Genomic DNA, 18,398 nt, shown 5'->3' with positions numbered 1-18,398 from the left:
GCACTTTTTATTGATCAATCCAAACAGGTGCGAGCGTATACCATTCTTCTGATGGAACCACAAAGCCTTTCACTCGCTTATTCACTACATAAGGTGCCGTATCATGAACAATTGGTGCGAAAGCCGCATCTGTCATAATCTTTTCTTCTGTTTGTCTCCATATTTCTAATGCCTCGACATCGTCTGTTGCTGTAGACGCACGGTCTAACAATTCATCTGTTTCTGCACTTGCATACTTACCTGAATTGAAGCCACCGGGAGCAACAAAGTCCGAATGAGCGACCATTGATAAAAAGAATGGCGATGTTCTACCAGCAGACATTTGATTCATAGCAATAGAAGAATCCATGCCATCACTATATCCTGAGAAATAAGTAATCCATTCCTGCGTATCCAATGTGACGTCAATACCTACCTTTTTCAAATCTCTTTGAATCCATTCAGCAATATCAACAGGCATTAATTGCCCCGAACCATCTACAGAAGTTTGTAATATCATGTTAAAACCATCTTCTAGACCCGCTTCGGCTAATAAATCCTTTGCCTTTTCTGGGTCATACTCATACCATTTACGACTCGGATCAAAGTTCACCGACCCTGGAGATTGTATGGTATAGGCAGGAGAAACCGTTCCTTTTAACAACTGATTGGCAATTCCCTCTCGGTCAATTGCATAATTAATCGCTTGTCTAACCCTTTGATCTTGCATATATTCGTTATCAAAGTTAAATGTTAAGTACCATACATGTGGTGGTGTGCCCGATAAAATATCGAATCCTTTTTCTTCTAAATTTTCAATCGCATCAGGCGGTGGTACAGCAATGATATCCACTTCATCATTTTGCAAGGCTAATACTCTACTAGCTGGATCAGACATTGGTCTAAAAATAACTGTGTCTAACTTCGCTTTTTCGCCCCAATAGTCTTTATTTTTTACTAGCGTTATATTCTCTCCACGATTACGATTATTAAATTTAAATGGTCCCGTTCCAACGGGATTTTCCCCGACGCTATCATTGCCCCCTGTAATGATCGATTCTGGACTAACAATTTGTAATGAATTAATCTGAGCTAGCATTCTTGGAAACTCAGAAAAAGGTGAGCTCAAATGAATATTGAGGGTATATTCATCCACCACTTCACTTCTATCAAAAAACTTCCATGTTCTAAATGTACGACTCGACCCAATTTTATCGAAATATTCAAAATTCTCATCCGTTAATCTTTTTATATTAAAATCCACAGCCTCTGCATTAAATGGTGTCCCATCATGAAACTTGACACCCTCTCTTAAGTGGAAAGTATACATCTTTCCGTCCTCAGATACTTGCCAACTCTTCGCTAACACTGGAATGAGCTCTGGTACAGATGCTTCACCAGAAGATTTGCTCAAATCTTCCCCGATTAATGGTTCAAACATTTGATAGTTAATCCTCATCGTTACCCACCCCCCTGCCCGGTGGGGGTCTAACACATCCGCTTCTGATTCCATACCAATGATTAATTCATTCCCATATGTTTTTCCATTGTTTGCTGCACTAGGCATAGTGGTACAAGCTGCTAACGTTGTGACAAATAATAGTAGGATAAAATAGTGGTACATCTTCTTCATTACCGTTTAAGCCTCCTCACCTCTAATTCGCCGCTTCCTTTAATTTATCTAAATGAATGAAGTAAATATGGCGTGGTCTTCCTTTTTGATTCATGGACTCCTTTCCCGTTATTTCTGCTACCTCTTGATCACATAAGCTTTTTAGTATTCTCGAAGCATGTCTCTCACTCGTATTAATGCCCATACTAATATCTCGCGTTGTTACCTTTGTCTTTCTCACCAAGAATAACCATGCATATAATCTTCTTAGTGTTAAGGTAATATTCTTTCGGTTACTGAACAATAATGGATAACTAACTGATTCCTTTGTTCCTAACGGGCCATAAATTCTCTTATCCTCATCAATAAGATAACAACTCCCATGCTCATTCGAACTTGCGTGTTCAAGTGCCTTCTGTGCATTAAAATTAGCACTTTCTGCTGTATCGCCTATACCAATCCCTAAGTGAACTAGCAATTGCTTCTTGCGATTGATAGCTTCAATAAATGTAAAATCTGTTCGCTCCTTACTTACCTTTTCAAACACACCTCTTGTTGAAAACAAACTAACGACCATATTCTCTACATTACTTGTACTCAATAAATAGTTCTGTCCGAAAATAATAATTTCAGTAATCATTTCCTTTACAGCCTGCTTATCATGGACCCCTATAGCCTTAATTTCAAAACGTAATACCGTCAGCTGAAGCTCCTTTTTCTTTATGTCTTGCTCCTTTAATATCGCCTTAACTAACATATCGCGGATTGTGGATTTCGTATGTTTTATTAAGAAAACGGGAACGTCCTGCGACTTTAGCTGCTCATAAACCGCGTTCATTGTCGTTGCAATCACTTCAACTTGTTGATTCTTTAATAACTTTAAATGATAACGGACTAAAGCGTTACTATCTAAAAAACCATCCTTGTGAGAATGTAAAAAATAAGGAATAAGAGTCAGATTATTTTCCTCATATACTTCTATTAAATAGTCTTGATCTACAATATCGTAGCTAATGACTGGAAATCGGTTATACTGCTCATATACCTGTAAAAGTAATCGGTAAATATCCGCTCCTTCAAAAGGAATATAATAAGCCATACTTGAATTTGGAATAAATTTTAATGCTAGTTGAAATGGTGAAGGACCAGCAAAAATATACATATCTACTGGGAATTTATAGTTTTCAATCAACCTTGGTGATTGTTCTGCAGATTCATAAAATAGTGGAATCACATCTATCCCCTCAAACTCTGAGGCAATGTGACAAATCTCTTGACCAAGTGGAACAGGACCAACAACCGCCATCTTCAATTCAATAAAAACACACCTCCCAACTTCCTTGTCTTTAATATGTCGTTAATTATCTTTGTTATAAAAGGCAACGTCAACAAACTTGTAAGGAAATGTGACATAAAAACACTACAAAACAAGAAAATTCAGATTATTTTCCTATTACAATGCTTTTATGAGAGCGCTATCAGGTACTTTTTATGGATATAAAAGCACTTGTTGGTTGTTATATAGGATAACTTGTTAGATTTTTTCACATATATTAAGAAAGCACATGATGCATGCATCATGTGCTTTCTTATGTATCCTTTTGTAATGCCATTGATTTTGCCTTAAAGATGATAATAAGCTTATTCTTGCACATCTATCAAAAGCACCCTACTCTCGAACCTTCCTCTTAGTTGAGCTTTTGTCCTTCTAATCGCATCTAATTCATCAACTGACATTTGTTGAGCTTCTGATAATGCATAAACGACTTCGAGAATATCAGCTAGCTCTTCACCTTGATCCTTCAAGTGCCCTGCCTGTAGATATTCATTCACTTCTTCTTGAAGTTTACGTTTAAGTGCCATTGTATATTCAGAGTGAGATAGTATTCTTGTATTGTATAATTTCCCTGACTTTTGGATGATGTCGGGAATTCTGTCACGTACTAGTTTGTTATAAGTTGGCAAGAGAAGTCTCCTTTCTATCTATCATAATCGAGATTGATTCACGCTAATACTAATCAAAATTCACGGAACTAGCTTTAGCGCTACTCATTTCTGCGAATTCAATGGCAGGGTAGTCTTTTATTAGTAGCGATTTTACTGGTTACCCTACTTATCTCTCTAATTCTTCTTTTATTAGTAGCAATTCCACTGGTTACCCTACTTATATCACTAATTATTCTTTTATTAGTAGTGATTCCACTGGTTACCCTACTTAATAACTAATTCTTCTTTTATTAGTTGCGATTTCACTAGTTACCCTACTTATCTCTCTAATTCTTCTTTTATTAGTAGCGATTTCACTGGTTACCCTACTTATCTCTCTAATTCTTCTTTTATTAGTAGCGATTTTACTGGTTACCCTACTTATCTCTCTAATGCTTCTTTTATTAGTAGCGATTTTACTGGTTATCCTACTTATCTCTCTAATTCTTCTTTTATTAGTAGCGATTTTACTGGTTACCCTACTTATCTCTCTAATTCTTCTTTTATTAGTAGCGATTTTACTGGTTACCCTACTTATATCACTAATTCTTCTTTTATTAGTTGCGATTTTACTGGTTACCCTACTTATATCACTAATTCTTCTTTTATTAGTTGCGATTTTACTGGTTACCCTACTTATATCACTAATTCTTCTTTTATTAGTAGCGATTTCACTGCTTACCCTACTTATCTCTCTAATTCTTCTTTTATTAGTAGCGATTTTACTGGTTGTCCTGCTTATATGGCAATAACTCCTTGATTCTCGAACTGACCCTTCGTACGTATATTTTCATTCTGATTTATACTCTTCCTTTTCTTCACTAATCATTCCAGGGAGCTCCATTAAAGGAACGAATGATTGCTTATTTATTGAATCTTGAATTTGTCCACGAAGAAGGCGTGCTTGATCCCACCTTTTCTTAGCTTTGTTACAGCTAATAGAAAGATTGAAATAATAACCGCTTGTTAAAATTATCTTTGTCATATTTTTATTGAATGGTTGCATTTCATGAATATGTGCTAGAGAAACAAATGTATTATCAATATCGTATTGAGATGAAAAATAGAACCAATACATATCCTGAGCCCCCCAAATACGAATAGGAGGTGTACTTTTTTTATCTAGCTTGTACTTAGCAGCTTGAAGAGCCCCTTTATAGGTCATTCCATACTCTCTCAAACTGTCTTTTACAATGGCTATTGGTGGTTTTTCCACAATAAAAGTTGTATTCTTTCCTTCGATTACTTGTGTATGAATATAGTTATTATGTACATTTATCGCTTTTAAAGCTTCGGTTTTTCCCTTCAGTAAATAATCAGTACGGTTTAACATTTTTATCCCCTTTCTTATTTACTTATTTTCAATTAAGTAAATTAAGGGTATACTAACATCATGTTGGTATACCAACTGCACAGCGCTCAAGTCCTATGTCTGCCAGGACTGACTTGAGTGCTTTTATTTTAATTAGCTCTCCCTAAGCTTCACCTCCTTGTTTATCGAACCAAAGAATGAGATTACAAACATCTAATCACTTGCTTTCAATACTCTTTTAAATGACTTACAAACTGGATATTGTATACTCGAACTACCCCATAAATCCCTCCATTTCTTTTTTTATGAGCTTCGTATTTGAAAGAGGAGATTTATAAACAATATTCATAGATTAGACTTTGTTTAATGGCCATTGCTTCTTTGCCAACAGGAGCCAAAATGAAATGAAGAGTCCTTTATCCCCCAATGATTCATGTCGGCAACTAATGGTTGAACCATCATCTCATCTCGATATTTCTCCGCTAACTCTTACTCTATACGTAACTGTGTTATTACTTTTTAAAAATGGCGCGTTCTATGAAGACCTTTAATCTTAGCCCTTATAACATATGGAACAAATTCTCAACCTGACATTGTCTTCATGTTAAAATAAAAAGTGAGAAATAAAATGGTTCGTTATTCTTTAATACTCGAATAAAGTCCCTCATCTCCCACCGCTCACTTATCTCTATCTTTCTCTTCACACTCTCATCAAAAGAAATAAAGATATTCATCGTTTCTAAAAGACATTTTGTCGTATCTCCACCTATTGACTCAAACCCACGCACAAGCCTTTCACTGTGACTAGTACATCAATACTATAAATATGATTAACTACCAAGACCTTTATCTTAGTAATTATACATATTTTTCTAAATATTTAAAATATATTTCGCCATATTTTTTCATTTTTTTTATTTACTTTAACTCTAGCACTTAAATCCTTCTAGTTATTCACCTTTATCGCCTTCATACTGACAAGACTTATTTGATCGTACACAATTGGTCTTAGATCTTACATAATAGTAAGTTTTAGAAAAGCTAAATAAACACCAGGACACAATCCTGGTGTTATCTGAACCGTTTATTTATCCTTATCTAACCATACAAGGTTTCTTCGGATTAAACTGCCAATTTGGAATTAAGTATTGCATACTTTTGGCATCATCTCTGCTGCCAAGTCCGTATGTTTTATAGAGTTGATGAGCATCTGCTAGTTTCTCTCTATCTATCTCAATGCCTAAGCCTGGTTTTTTTGGTACTTCGATTTTTCCTTCTTTTATTATGAAGGGGTCTTTTGTTAGATGCTGACCTTCCTGCCAAATCCAGTGTGTATCAATAGCTGTTACCTTCCCTGGTGCACTAGCTGCGACATGGGTGAACATCGCCAGCGATATATCAAAGTGATTGTTAGAATGGGAACCCCATGTTAAGCCAAAGTCCTTGCATGTTTGGGCAACTCTCACAGAACCTTGCATCGTCCAAAAATGGGGGTCGGCAAGAGGTATATCAACAGCTTGTAGGCGAATACTATGTGCCATTTGTCTCCAATCTGTGGCAATCATATTAGTTGCGGTTGGTAAGCCTGTTTCTAAACGAAACTCAGCCATAATTTCTCTAGATGAGAAGCCATTTTCAGCCCCACATGGGTCTTCTGCATAGGCGAGTATATGATTTTTCCCTTTACATAATGCGATGGCTTCATTTAAGGACCAAGCCCCATTAGGATCAAGTGTCACTCTAGCATGAGGGAAGCGTTCTTTAATGGCTATAATGGATTCCATTTCTTCTTCTCCATTAAACACGCCGCCTTTTAGTTTAAAGTCTTTAAATCCATATCTTTCGTATGCGGCTTCAGCAAGGGCTACCACCTGCTCTGGTGTTACGGCCTCTTCATGGCGTAACTGAAACCAACGATTATTATCGCTTGTTGGTGATTCATACGGGAGATCTGTTTTATGACGGTCACCAATATAGAATAAATAGCCTAATACTTCAACTTGATCACGCTGCCTACCTTCTCCTAGCAAGTCCGATACAGGTACATTCAGATATTTACCAAGTAAGTCAAGGAACGCCGATTCGATAGCTGTAACTACATGAATGGTTGTACGCAAATCAAAAGTTTGTTGTCCTCTTCCTGCTACATCCTTGTTAGCAAATGCTTCATTGACCTGTTTAAGCACTTGTTGATAAGCACCAATTGAACTCCCAATAATTATCTCTGTTGCAGCTTCTAGCGTTTGACGAATAGATTCTCCTCCAGGAACCTCACCTACTCCCATTCGGCCAGAATGATCATGCAAAATTAAGATGTTCCGAGTGAAAAAAGGGGCATGAGCGCCACTTAAGTTCAAGAGCATGCTGTCTCTGCCTGCAACAGGGATGACCTCCACTTTTGTGATAACAGGTGCTTCTTTGGCTATCATTTTATCTACTATATTTGCTTCCATACCTTTCTTCCTCCCCTATCAAACTTCCTTCAATTCTACTCGCTTAATTTCACCTACAAGGAATAAATAACTTAATATTGCGACTAAAGCGCTCGCACCAACAAACAACAACGCCATATTAAAAGATCCAGTTGTGCCTACAATATAGCCAATAATGATTGGAGTAGTAATACCTGCTACATTACCAAAAGTATTAAACAATCCTCCACTCACCCCTGACATCTCTTTCGGAGAAGTATCCGCAACAACGGCCCATCCCAGAGACCCAAATCCTTTGCCAAAAAAAGCTAGGGACATTACAAAAACAACTACCCATTCTGTGGTCACATAGTTAGCAATAACGAGGCTCATAGAGAGAAGTAAACCAGTAATAATTGGTATTTTCCTTGCTGCCGTTATCGAGACACCCTTCTTCAATAAGAAATCAGAGAACGTTCCTCCCAATATACCACCAATAAATCCACAGATAGCAGGTAATGAAGCAACTAAACCTGCCTCTAATATATTCATACCTCTTTGATCCACTAAATAGACCGGGAACCATGTTAAGAAGAAATAGGTCAAGGTCGTTATGCAATATTGTCCTAGGTAGACGCCGAGAAGCATTTTATTGCTTAATAATTGCTTTATATATTGCCAGTTCGGCCCTTGCTTTTTCTCTACTTGATTGGCCGCAGTATCCATATCAACTAATGCGCCACCTTCTTTTATATAATCCAACTCTGCTTGATTAATTTTAGGGTGATCTTTTGGGTTGTATATCGTTTTTAACCATACAAAGGCTACAATGATTCCGATGGCCCCCATGAAAAAGAAGACATATTCCCAACCAAATGTGAAGGTGATATACCCCATGATAGGTGCGAATAGTACAGTAGCAAAGTATTGACCTGAATTGAAGATTGCTGCGGCAGTCCCTCTTTCCGCACTCGGAAACCATGCAGCTACAATTCGGCTATTTGCAGGGAAAGATGGTGATTCTGCCAACCCTACAAAAAATCTTAAGGCAAATAAAATGATAACAACTGTTGTGACTGATTGAAATGAACCTATTAACCCTTGTACTAAAGTAAACAAAGACCAAAGGAAAATACTCCAAAAATAAACACGCTTAGAGCCAAATTTATCAAGCAACCATCCACCAGGAATCTGCCCTAATACATAGGACCACGCAAATGCTGAAAATAAATACCCCATCATCACTGAATTTATACCTAGATCACTTGATAGCGCTGGACCGGCAATTGATAAAGTAGCACGATCAGCATAATTGATAACTGTGACAATAAAGATCATTAGAACAATTAACCATCTCGTTTTTGTTTTCTTTCCTGTTGCTGGTGTTATTTGTCTTTCCGATTTAAGGACTGCCATGGTAATCACCCTCTTTTATTTTATTGAATGTAAGCGTAAACAATCTACTGTTTTTTTAAATGATGAGTAGGTCGCGCTGCCCACCCATCCTGATGCTAGCCTTTTACAAACACAGTTTTAATAGATGTAAAGAATTCTTTTGCTGCCTCTCCTTGTTCACGTGAATGTGAACTCGATTCCTTCATACCACCGAATGGTGCTTGTAATTCAACACCAGCACTTTCAGCGTTAATCCGGATCAATCCCGCTTCCATCTCTTGAACAAATTTCAGCATTCTTGTAATATTTTGCGTAAAAATCGAAGCACTTAAGCCATAAGCAGAATCATTAGCTACTTCAACTGCGCTCTCTAATGACGAAACTTTTATGAGAGCGATAACCGGTCCGAAAATTTCTTCTCTAGCAATAGCGATTTCTTGATCTGCTACTTCAAAGATCGTTGGTTCGACAAAATAGCCACCACTCTCCTTGTCTTCATATGGCTTACCACCTAGAAGCAGCTTTGCACCATCACTTACCCCTGTTTGAATAGCTTGTAATACATTTTTATATTGCGACTCACTTGCACATGGTCCCATCCAACTACTTGCATGAAGACCTGATCCAATCGTAATCTTTTTCGTTTCAATCACCAATTTTTCTACAAATCTATCATATACCGCTTCTTCTACAATCACTCGGCTCGTTGCTGTACACTTTTGTCCAGTAGAGAGAAAAGCACCTTTAATAACAGCGTCGACTGCTAACTCTAAATCAGCATCCTTGGCAACGATTACTGGGTTTTTACCACCCATTTCAAGTTGATACTTCACGCCTCGTTTCATTGCCTCATGTGCGATTGATTTACCAACTGCATTTGACCCAGTAAAAGTAATTCCTTTTATATCTGGATGTTTAGCAATCCCTCCACCGACTACAGCGCCAGAGCCAGTGACCATATTTAGTACACCCTTTGGTAATCCTGCATCAGCAAAGCATTGAGCAATTTTCGCAAAAGTAACTGCGCTTTCACTAGCAGGCTTAATGACTACTGTATTTCCATATATCAGTGCTGGTGCCACTTTCCATATTGGAATAGCAACAGGGAAATTCCAAGGAGTGATAACGCCCACAACTCCAAGTGGTACTCTTGTCGTAAACATCAATGCTTCATTATCGGTAGATGGAATGACATCACCTACTTTTCTCATTCCTTCTCCTGCATAATATTTTAAAATCGCTATGCCACGTTTCGTTTCACCCTTCGTCTCCGCAAGTGTTTTACCCATTTCCTTCGTAGCACATTCAGTAATTTCTTCTAACCGCTCCTCCATTAATCCAGCTACTTTATAAAGTATTTCACCACGCTGGGCACCACTTAAATTTCTCCAAGGTTTCTGAGCATGCTTCGCTGCTTCAACAGCTTTATCTAGATCATCTGTTGTTGACGATTGAATCACACCAACTATTTCACTCGGTGCCGCCGGATTGATACTTTCAATTGTTTCATTTGAATTCGACTCTATCCATTCCCCATTAATATAATTTAAGTAGTTTGCCGTTGTCACTGTACTCATTCCCTTACCCCCTGACAATCTTTTGCTTTTTTGGATACTTCTCTTTTGCTCGTTGCAAAATACTTTCTAATTGTTTGTAATGTTCAAGTTCTACAGGTGTGAAAGGTGCACGAACCTTGTTCTGAACTGGTAACCCTGACAGTTCCATACCTGCTTTAATTAAGGAGACTGCATAGCCTTTTCGCTGCTTACGGATCTCATTTATTGGTAAAATAATATCTTTATATATCTCGTGGACAATTTCATTTTTCCCTTGTAACAAAGCATCATAAAACTGTCTAGAAATATGAGGGATATAATTTGAAATTGCAGAGGAATACGAATCAAACCCTAATGGAATATAAGCTGGCATTGTTACCTCAGCCATAGGCATGCCATTCAACCAGCTTAAACGTTTACCGATACGATTGGTTAAACAAATATTCAGTTCCATATTCCCTACACCATCTTTTAGGCCAACCAGTTGCTCTAAATCTAGTAATTTCTCTAATGTGCTAGGTTGTAGAATCGCGTTATTCCTTTGATAAACAATAGCATTAAGTGATGTTTCTGAGATTACTTGATACAGATAATCATATAATCCCTCTTGTTCACCTTCTGCTAAATAGGGAGGTAATACAAGAAAGCCATCTGCTTTTTTATCCTCTGATAAGCGCGCATATGAAAGGGCATCCTGAATATTTCCACCTACACCTGTATAAACAGGTACCTTACCACCTGCTTCTTGGATGGCAACATCAAGCATGATTTCATATTCCTCTTTACTCAATGATTGGAACTCTCCTGACCCACATGCGATAAAGATTGCCTCTAATCCTTCTTCAATCAAATATCGAATATTAACTTCTAACGCTTTTTCGTCTAACTTTCCATTTTCATCAAATGGAGCTACAGGAAATCCGAGAATACCTGTAGGTGCTTTTCTAGGTGAATGCATATTTCATTCCTCCCCTTTCAATTTGTTATGTATAATTGTAAGACAAATTAAATTAACTGACAATATGTTTTTTGAAAATTTTTATTTATTTTTCTAAAGGGCTTGCTATTCTTTTAATTCTATTTGTATTACAATTAGATTAATTAAACTATTGTAATTTGGATGGTGGACAATTGTGAAGAAAGATGCGCTTGATTTAATTAGTAGCCAAGTCGTACGAAAAACATTGGCTCAGCAAGTAGAGGAACAAATAATTGATTTATTAATTTCAAATAAACTTAAACCCGGTGACAAACTACCTCCGGAAATGGAATTAATGGAACTTCTAGGTGTCAGTCGTCCCGTCATGAGAGAGGCGATGACTTCACTGGAATCTCTTGGTATTGTAAAAAGAAAAACGAGAGATGGTACTTACTTTACTGAGAGTATAAGTAATAAACCATTTTCAACCATGCTTTCCCTTGTTAGTGACAATATTGAAGCAATCGTTGAAGCACGCACCTCTTTAGAACTAGGTCTTGTTACATATGCAGCAGAAAAAATGACAGATGAAACTCTTGAAGCTTTGAATGACACAATTATCAAAATGGAAAATTCAGTCGACAACGAGTATGGTGAACATGATCTTATGTTTCATCGAATTATAGCCCTTAGTGTAAATAATCCTGTCTTACAAGGAATGATTGATTCGCTTTTACTCTCACATGTAAAAATCAACGCACAAATCAAATATCGAGAAAAAGAAAAAACAATCAGACATCATAAAGCCATTTATGAAGCACTCAAGAAAAAAGATCCTCAGGCTGCATTTCAAGCAATGTACAATCATTTGAAGTTTGTTGAAGGAAAAGTATTAGAATAAAAAACGAACCCAAACCGTATGTAAAGAACGGTACTGGGTTCGTTTTTTTTATCTAATTAAGTAATCGGTGCAGGATTAAATAGAGCTAAATCATTATAAAGCCCCCATTGATCTGCCCAAGTCTTTCTTTCTCCACTTGCTACTTCAATAATGTGATGGAATATTTCCCATCCCACATCTTCAATTGTTGATTCACCTGTGGCAATCGTTCCCGCATTTACATCAATTAAATCATTCCACTGTTCTGCTAAAGCATTTCTTGTGGATACTTTTATGACAGGTGCCATTGCTAATCCATACGGTGTGCCCCTACCAGTTGTAAATACCTGTAGATGCATGCCAGAAGCTAACTGTAATGTACCGCATACGAAATCGCTTGCCGGAGTAGCCGCATAAAGGAGACCTTTCTGTGTTGCTTTTTCTCCTGGTGCAAGCACACCAGAAATAGCACTACTACCAGATTTAACAATTGAACCTAATGATTTCTCTACTATATTAGATAGGCCTCCTTTTTTATTGCCAGGAGATGGGTTCGCACTTCGATCTGCTTTACCTTTTTGAAGATACTCATCATACCATTGCATTTCTTTAATTAAAGCGTTTCCAATCTCTTTCGTTTCGCACCGAGGTGTCAAAAGATGGACTGCATCCCTTACTTCAGTTACTTCAGAAAACATGACTGTAGCACCAGCTCTTACTAAAAGGTCAGCAGCATAACCAACAGCAGGATTAGCTGTAACACCTGAAAAAGCATCACTTCCCCCACATTGTAAGCCAACCACTAAATCGCTTACTGAGCAGATTTCTCTTTTGCGAAGGTTTAGTTTCTCTAACTTTTCTTCGGCCATATTCATAATATTTGTTACCATATCTGAAAAACCTGCTTGTTCTTGTAAAGACAATATGTCGCGATCTTTACCATCAGGTGCGAGCATTAATGGTGATAACTTTTCACACCCAAGACCGATGATTAAAGCTTCCCCTCCAAAGTTCGGGTGCTTAGCTAAATTCTGCAAAGTCCTTATCGGGATGATTGCTTCTGGCGCTTGAATGGCTACTCCACATCCGTACTGATGATTAATAGCTACGACATCATCTACATTTGGATAGTTTGGCAGTAATTCATTTTTTATTCTCTTCACAGCAAAATCAAGTACACCTACAACACATTGCACACTTGTTGATATTCCCAAAACATTCTTTATTCCTACACTTCCATCAGGATTGCGAAATCCTCGGAATGTATACCCCTCTAATGGTGGGAGGGCATCAGGCACACGAGTTGCTATACTTAACTTATGTAAATCTGGTGGAATAGGAAGCTCAACCATTGACTCTTCTACCCAACTTCCTTTCTTAATAGGTTTCAACGCTTTCCCTATCACCTCTCCGTAACGGATAATCTCATCCTTTTCAGCTATTTCTTTAAGTGCTACTTTATGTCCTTCTGGTACTCTACTAGTAAGAACCAGCCCGTTAGAAAAGGTTGTACCTTCCTTTACCCCACCAGCATTAACAACAATTGCTACATTGTCTTTTTCATGGACTTTTATAAAAAGGGGCTCTTCTTTTCGTTCTGTGTTCAATCGCATAATTCATCCCTCCTCATTTTGTATTATTGTAAGACAAATAAACTAAATGGTCAATAAATAGTGAGAATATTTTAAATAATATTCTCTCATTTGCATTGGTGACAAACTTTTCTTATAGAAAAGTAAGTATAGAGGAAAGCCAGTAATATATTGCTATTTTTGATTCAGTATACAGAATACACAAATAGCGTTATAATTTATATTGTCGACAATGTACAATTGTAATATCAATTTAATCGGCAAATCCTAGGTAGGAACCATGGTAAAACTTTTAGAAAGAAGGGGTTAATATGAAAGGCTGGGAATTTACAGCAACCAATGTACCATTGAAAGTAGTTGAAAAACCAGATCCAGTAGCAACTGAGGGTCGTGTAATTATCGATGTGAAGGCAGCTGGACTTTGTCATTCTGATGTAGGAGCTTTACATGATCCAAAATGGATGGATATTATCGAGAAAAAACCAATCATTATGGGACATGAAGTAGCAGGTATGATTACTGAAGTTGGCGAAGGTGTAACCGATTTCAAAGTAGGTGACCGCGTTGGTGTTTGTCCTGTTAGCTTAGTTGGTATGGGACCTGGATATGGTTATGATGGAGGCTATTCAAATAAAGTATCTGCTCCCGCGATTGACCTTGTACCCATTCCTGATGGTGTAACTTATGCACAAGCGGCAGCTGGCACCGATGCAGGAATGACCTCTTATCACGCAATGTTCAAACGTGGTGAAGCTAAACCAGGAATGAAAGTAGCAGTAATTGGTATCGGAGGATTAGGTCAAATTGCTGCTCGTGCAGCTGTTGTGGCTGGCATTGAAACGTATGCAGTAGATGTAAGCCCTAAAGCACGTGAATTAGCCAAAGAAATTGGTGTAAAAGATGTATTTGAAGATATTAAAGAATTAGCCGATATTGCACCAGATTTAGTAGTCGATTATGCTGGCTTCGGTACCACAACAGCTGGCGCAATTGATATAGTTGCACCAGGTGGTAAAGTTGTATTAGTAGGTATGGGGAAACTAGAATCTACAATTAATACTGATCCACTTATCTTAAAAGCTGCAAGCCTACTCGGAAGTGTTGGTGGAGATAAATACGATATTGCAGAAGTATATAAATTAATGGCTTCAGGCGATATCGATCCAGCCATTACTGAAATCACCTTTGATGAAATTGGGGAAGGTTTAGCTCGTTTAGAACGTCATGAAGTGACAGGACGTTTAGTAGCGATTATGGATTAATAAGACATTTGGGTTTGGATTATCTTCCAAGCCCATTTTATCTTTTATAGTACATCATTCGCCAACGAATTTAGTAGGGTGTAAGAGGTGGACATGCAAATAATCCTTTGTGTCCTAAGTATGTTCAATCACACGTTTAAATCCTGATCATGTTTACTTTGACATGTCGTAATCAATACACAACCACTAAAAAGTGAGCAAACTTGATAATTGCAACCTTAAACTTCTAACTTTATTCCAATTCAAAAAAAAAACGCACGGCTCAAGCCGTACGATTTTCTATGATTATGCCTTATTTATTTCCTCTTTCAACTCTTCTCTCATTTTCTCTGTCCTTTGTGCATTCCAAGCAAAATAATCACTCATAAATGTCACAACTGCTTCACTATAGTTCATTGCCCATTGTTTATTAAACAATATGGCACTTGTCCGTCGCATAAAATAATCGGTTGGGGTTTCGGTCATTTCTTCTTCTAAGCTATAGATTAATGTAGCATAGGCTTCAAGGGATAGATTGACTTTATCATGCTCACCCTTAGCTTTTTTAGCAATTTCAAATACGTTTTTGATATTAGAGCCATAGCGTTCGACTATGCGCTTTGCTTCTTGTTCTGTAAATCCGATTGCTGTACCATTCTTTATTTGCTCTTCCACAAAAGACTGGTAGCCATTAGAACCACCTACATCACCGCCTGATAAAATGATGTGATCTGTTTGACATGATTGGGTGTTTCCTAATCTCTCTGCGACAACATCGACTGTTTTTTCGGCCATTTTGCGGTAGCCTGTTAGTTTGCCACCTGCTATGGTGATGAGCCCAGTATCAGAATAGAATATTTCATCTTTACGTGAGATTTCGGATTCTTTTTTTCCTTCTTCGTAGATGAGTGGACGAACACCCGCCCAATGTGATTCAATCTGGTCTTTAGACAATGATAATGTTGGAAAAACCAGTTCTACTGTTTTTAGTAGATAATCACGGTCCTCTTCTGTCATTTCTGGATTTACGAGGTCTCCCTCATATTTAGTATCTGTTGTGCCTAGATATGTTTTTCCGTTACGTGGAATGGCGAATACCATTCTTTTATCTGGTGTGTCAAAGTAAACAGCGTTTTGTAACGGAAAGTCTTTTTGGTCAAATACTAAGTGGACACCCTTTGTATGAAATAATTTCTTACCGCTTAGAGAGCCATCTTTTTTTCTTAGTCCATCTACCCAGATGCCTGTAGCATTAACAACTTCCTTCGCATAAATAGGGAAAGCTTCGCCTGAAAATACATCAACTGCATTTACACCAATGACTTTGCCATTTTCATATATAAAGTCGTCTGCTTTGACATAGTTTGCTAAGGTTGCACCGAGTTCATCTGCTTTTTTAGCGACTTCAAGTGTGAGACGGGCATCATCTGTTTTATATTCTACATAGTAACCTGCACCTTTCAGGGTGTCTTTTACAAGTAATGGCTCTTTTTTAATTGCCTCTTCTTTAGATAGCATCTTCCGTCTTTCACTCTTCTTAACACCTGCAAGAAAGTCGTAAACCCTTAATCCAATACCAGTAGTAAACGGTCCAAATGTACCTCCTTTAATTAACGGAAGCAGCATCCATTCAGGATTGGTAACATGGGGTGCATTCTCATAAACGATGGCTCTTTCTTTCCCGACCTCTGCCACAACGCCTATTTGCATTTGTTTTAAATAACGTAGCCCGCCATGAACAAGCTTAGTTGAGCGGCTACTTGTGCCAGCAGCAAAATCCTGCATATCAATTAGCCCTGTATCTAAGCCACGTGACTGGGCATCAAGAGCAATTCCAGCTCCGGTAATCCCACCTCCGAGTACAAGTAAATCAAATTTTTTGTTTTTCAATTCGTTTAAGTTTGCGTTTCTATTCATCATAATCCATCCTTCCTTGGATAAAAGAAAAGACCGCAAATAGCCCTTATGTACAGGGTTGATTTGCGGTCTCTCATTCTCCAACATTTTATATTAACTTGTTTTATTGAAATGCGATTGTTGCTTTAATTGCTTTCTTCCAGCCGTTATATAATTCGTCACGCTTGCTTGATTCCATTTGATTTTCAAATGAATCTCCAATTTTCCAGTTATTAATGATTTCTTCTTTTGTCCAGAAGTCAACAGCTAAGCCGGCTAAATACGCAGCTCCTAAAGCCGTTGTTTCATTAATTTCTGAGCGTTCAACAATAGTGTCTAGTATATCACTTTGGAATTGCATTAAGAAATTGTTTTTCACAGCGCCACCATCGACACGTAACTTCTTCAGCTCAATACCTGAATCACTTTCCATTGCTGTTAACACATCTTTTGTTTGATATGCGAGGCTCTCTAATGTGGCACGAATAAAATGTTCCTTCGTCGTTCCACGCGTCATTCCAAAAGCAGCTCCTCGAATATCACTTTCCCAATAGGGTGTCCCAAGTCCAACAAATGCAGGTACAAGATAAACACCATCAGTTGATTCTACACGCGTTGCGTAGTCTTCACTTTCTGGGGCAGTCTTAATCATTCTCATGCCATCTCTCAACCATTGAATAGCCGAGCCAGCAACAAAAATACTACCCTCTAATGCATATTCTACCTTACCATCCAGTCCCCATGCAATAGTTGTGAGTAAACCATTTTCTGATTGCACTGGATTTTCCCCTGTATTCATAAGCATAAAGCACCCTGTGCCGTACGTGTTTTTTGCCATGCCTTTCTCAAAACAAGCCTGACCGAATAAAGCAGCTTGTTGGTCACCAGCAATACCGGAAATGGGAATCGTGATATCGCCAAAAATCTCTTTCGCTGTTTCCACATACACTTCAGAACTGGATTTCACCTCAGGCAGCATAGACTTAGGAACTGTAAGAATATCTAATAATTCGTCATCCCAGCTCAAATCGTAAATATTATACATTAATGTTCTTGATGCATTCGTGTAATCTGTTACATGTGCTTGACCGTTAGATAACTTCCAAATAATCCATGTATCAATCGTTCCGAAAAGCAAGTCGCCATTTTCTGCCTTTTCACGTGCTCCTTCAACATTGTCTAATATCCACTTTACTTTTGTACCTGAAAAGTATGCATCAATTAATAAGCCCGTTTTCGAACGAAAAGTATCATTTAAGCCTTTTGCTTTTAATTCATTGCAGATTTCACTCGTTTGTCTGGATTGCCATACGATAGCGTGATAGATTGGTAAACCGGTATTTTTATCCCATACAACCGTTGTTTCCCTTTGATTAGTGATCCCAATAGAAGCAATTTCACTGCCTTGTATATTATTTTCACTTATGACACCCGCCATAACAGAAAGAATAGAAGCGTAAATTTCCATCGCATCATGCTCAACCCAGCCTGGCTTTGGAAAATGCTGTTTAAACTCCCGTTGATATTCACCTACAATATGACCTTCTTTATTAAAAAGTATCGCTCTTGAACTTGTTGTTCCTTGATCTAGTGATAAGATATATTTTTTTGTCATGTCG

Annotated in this window: 14 protein-coding genes; 3 read left to right on the top strand and 11 right to left on the bottom strand. The window is 37.8% G+C overall.

Annotated elements, in window-relative coordinates; genetic code table 11:
* Nucleotides 1-7: 7 nt before the first annotated feature.
* The 3 genes from MKX83_RS05160 to MKX83_RS05150 all read right to left on the bottom strand — a co-directional run bounded on the left by MKX83_RS05160 (nt 8) and on the right by MKX83_RS05150 (nt 3,556).
* Nucleotides 8-1,612: an ABC transporter substrate-binding protein gene (locus tag MKX83_RS05160; protein WP_328198510.1), complete on the bottom strand. Its 1,605-nt coding sequence runs from the start codon at nt 1,610-1,612 to the stop codon at nt 8-10.
* 22 nt (nt 1,613-1,634) lie between these two features.
* Nucleotides 1,635-2,903: a hypothetical protein gene (locus MKX83_RS05155; protein ID WP_341054463.1), complete on the bottom strand. Its 1,269-nt coding sequence runs from the start codon at nt 2,901-2,903 to the stop codon at nt 1,635-1,637.
* 329 nt (nt 2,904-3,232) lie between these two features.
* Nucleotides 3,233-3,556 carry a nucleoside triphosphate pyrophosphohydrolase gene (locus tag MKX83_RS05150; protein ID WP_341054460.1) on the bottom strand — a complete coding sequence of 108 codons (324 nt, stop codon included), beginning with the start codon at nt 3,554-3,556 and terminating at the stop codon, nt 3,233-3,235.
* A gap of 413 nt (nt 3,557-3,969) precedes the next feature.
* Here MKX83_RS05150 and MKX83_RS05145 point away from each other — a divergent pair, with 413 nt between their 5' ends.
* A complete protein-coding gene (locus tag MKX83_RS05145; RefSeq protein WP_341054457.1) occupies nt 3,970-4,329 on the top strand; it encodes a hypothetical protein in 360 nt (119 codons plus the stop codon).
* 38 nt (nt 4,330-4,367) lie between these two features.
* On the opposite strand, the gene MKX83_RS05140 is transcribed toward MKX83_RS05145, so the two are convergent.
* From MKX83_RS05140 to kdgD, 5 genes are all read right to left on the bottom strand, one after another.
* Nucleotides 4,368-4,910 carry a competence protein ComK gene (locus tag MKX83_RS05140; protein ID WP_289432938.1) on the bottom strand — a complete coding sequence of 181 codons (543 nt, stop codon included), beginning with the start codon at nt 4,908-4,910 and terminating at the stop codon, nt 4,368-4,370.
* A 1,073-nt stretch (nt 4,911-5,983) separates the two neighbouring features.
* Nucleotides 5,984-7,342 carry a glucarate dehydratase gene (gudD, locus tag MKX83_RS05135; RefSeq protein WP_233435307.1) on the bottom strand — a complete coding sequence of 453 codons (1,359 nt, stop codon included), beginning with the start codon at nt 7,340-7,342 and terminating at the stop codon, nt 5,984-5,986.
* An 18-nt stretch (nt 7,343-7,360) separates the two neighbouring features.
* On the bottom strand, nt 7,361-8,716 hold the full coding sequence (locus MKX83_RS05130) for an MFS transporter (RefSeq protein WP_341054451.1): 1,356 nt from the start codon (nt 8,714-8,716) through the stop codon (nt 7,361-7,363).
* A gap of 95 nt (nt 8,717-8,811) precedes the next feature.
* Nucleotides 8,812-10,272, bottom strand: a complete 1,461-nt coding sequence (gene gucD, locus MKX83_RS05125; RefSeq protein ID WP_341054450.1) for an alpha-ketoglutaric semialdehyde dehydrogenase GucD — start codon at nt 10,270-10,272, stop codon at nt 8,812-8,814.
* Nucleotides 10,273-10,276: 4 nt separating this feature from the next.
* Complete coding sequence (gene kdgD / locus MKX83_RS05120) at nt 10,277-11,209, bottom strand: 5-dehydro-4-deoxyglucarate dehydratase (RefSeq protein WP_095370418.1); 933 nt, start codon at nt 11,207-11,209, stop codon at nt 10,277-10,279.
* 175 nt (nt 11,210-11,384) lie between these two features.
* Here kdgD and MKX83_RS05115 point away from each other — a divergent pair, with 175 nt between their 5' ends.
* On the top strand, nt 11,385-12,071 hold the full coding sequence (locus MKX83_RS05115; protein ID WP_095370419.1) for a FadR/GntR family transcriptional regulator: 687 nt from the start codon (nt 11,385-11,387) through the stop codon (nt 12,069-12,071).
* A gap of 56 nt (nt 12,072-12,127) precedes the next feature.
* On the opposite strand, the gene garD is transcribed toward MKX83_RS05115, so the two are convergent.
* Entirely contained in the window at nt 12,128-13,663 is a 1,536-nt protein-coding gene (gene garD, locus MKX83_RS05110) for a galactarate dehydratase (RefSeq protein WP_341054448.1), read from the bottom strand.
* Nucleotides 13,664-13,953: 290 nt separating this feature from the next.
* Here garD and MKX83_RS05105 point away from each other — a divergent pair, with 290 nt between their 5' ends.
* Complete coding sequence (locus MKX83_RS05105) at nt 13,954-14,904, top strand: zinc-binding dehydrogenase (protein ID WP_095370421.1); 951 nt, start codon at nt 13,954-13,956, stop codon at nt 14,902-14,904.
* Between the two features lie 285 nt (nt 14,905-15,189).
* On the opposite strand, the gene MKX83_RS05100 is transcribed toward MKX83_RS05105, so the two are convergent.
* Together MKX83_RS05100 and glpK are read right to left on the bottom strand one after the other, a co-directional pair.
* A complete protein-coding gene (locus MKX83_RS05100; RefSeq protein ID WP_341054446.1) occupies nt 15,190-16,803 on the bottom strand; it encodes a glycerol-3-phosphate dehydrogenase/oxidase in 1,614 nt (537 codons plus the stop codon).
* Between the two features lie 100 nt (nt 16,804-16,903).
* Nucleotides 16,904-18,394: a glycerol kinase GlpK gene (gene glpK, locus MKX83_RS05095; protein ID WP_307319031.1), complete on the bottom strand. Its 1,491-nt coding sequence runs from the start codon at nt 18,392-18,394 to the stop codon at nt 16,904-16,906.
* Nucleotides 18,395-18,398: the final 4 nt, after the last annotated feature.

This window comes from Cytobacillus sp. FSL M8-0252 (genome assembly GCF_038007345.1).
In the GTDB taxonomy this organism is placed as follows: Bacteria; Bacillota; Bacilli; order Bacillales; family Cytobacillaceae; genus Cytobacillus; species Cytobacillus kochii.
This window is presented reverse-complemented; position numbering and strand designations above follow the sequence as displayed.

Excerpts from the sequence above, each read along its gene's own strand:
- MKX83_RS05160 (WP_328198510.1), bottom strand. The coding sequence starts at position 1,612 with ATGAAGAAGATGTACCACTATTTTATCCTACTATTATTTGTCACAACG.
- MKX83_RS05145 (WP_341054457.1), top strand. The coding sequence starts at position 3,970 with ATGCTTCTTTTATTAGTAGCGATTTTACTGGTTATCCTACTTATCTCT.
- MKX83_RS05140 (WP_289432938.1), bottom strand. The coding sequence starts at position 4,910 with ATGTTAAACCGTACTGATTATTTACTGAAGGGAAAAACCGAAGCTTTA.
- gudD (WP_233435307.1), bottom strand. The coding sequence starts at position 7,342 with ATGGAAGCAAATATAGTAGATAAAATGATAGCCAAAGAAGCACCTGTT.
- MKX83_RS05130 (WP_341054451.1), bottom strand. The coding sequence starts at position 8,716 with ATGGCAGTCCTTAAATCGGAAAGACAAATAACACCAGCAACAGGAAAG.
- gucD (WP_341054450.1), bottom strand. The coding sequence starts at position 10,272 with ATGAGTACAGTGACAACGGCAAACTACTTAAATTATATTAATGGGGAA.
- kdgD (WP_095370418.1), bottom strand. The coding sequence starts at position 11,209 with ATGCATTCACCTAGAAAAGCACCTACAGGTATTCTCGGATTTCCTGTA.
- garD (WP_341054448.1), bottom strand. The coding sequence starts at position 13,663 with ATGCGATTGAACACAGAACGAAAAGAAGAGCCCCTTTTTATAAAAGTC.
- MKX83_RS05105 (WP_095370421.1), top strand. The coding sequence starts at position 13,954 with ATGAAAGGCTGGGAATTTACAGCAACCAATGTACCATTGAAAGTAGTT.
- MKX83_RS05100 (WP_341054446.1), bottom strand. The coding sequence starts at position 16,803 with ATGATGAATAGAAACGCAAACTTAAACGAATTGAAAAACAAAAAATTT.
- glpK (WP_307319031.1), bottom strand. The coding sequence starts at position 18,394 with ATGACAAAAAAATATATCTTATCACTAGATCAAGGAACAACAAGTTCA.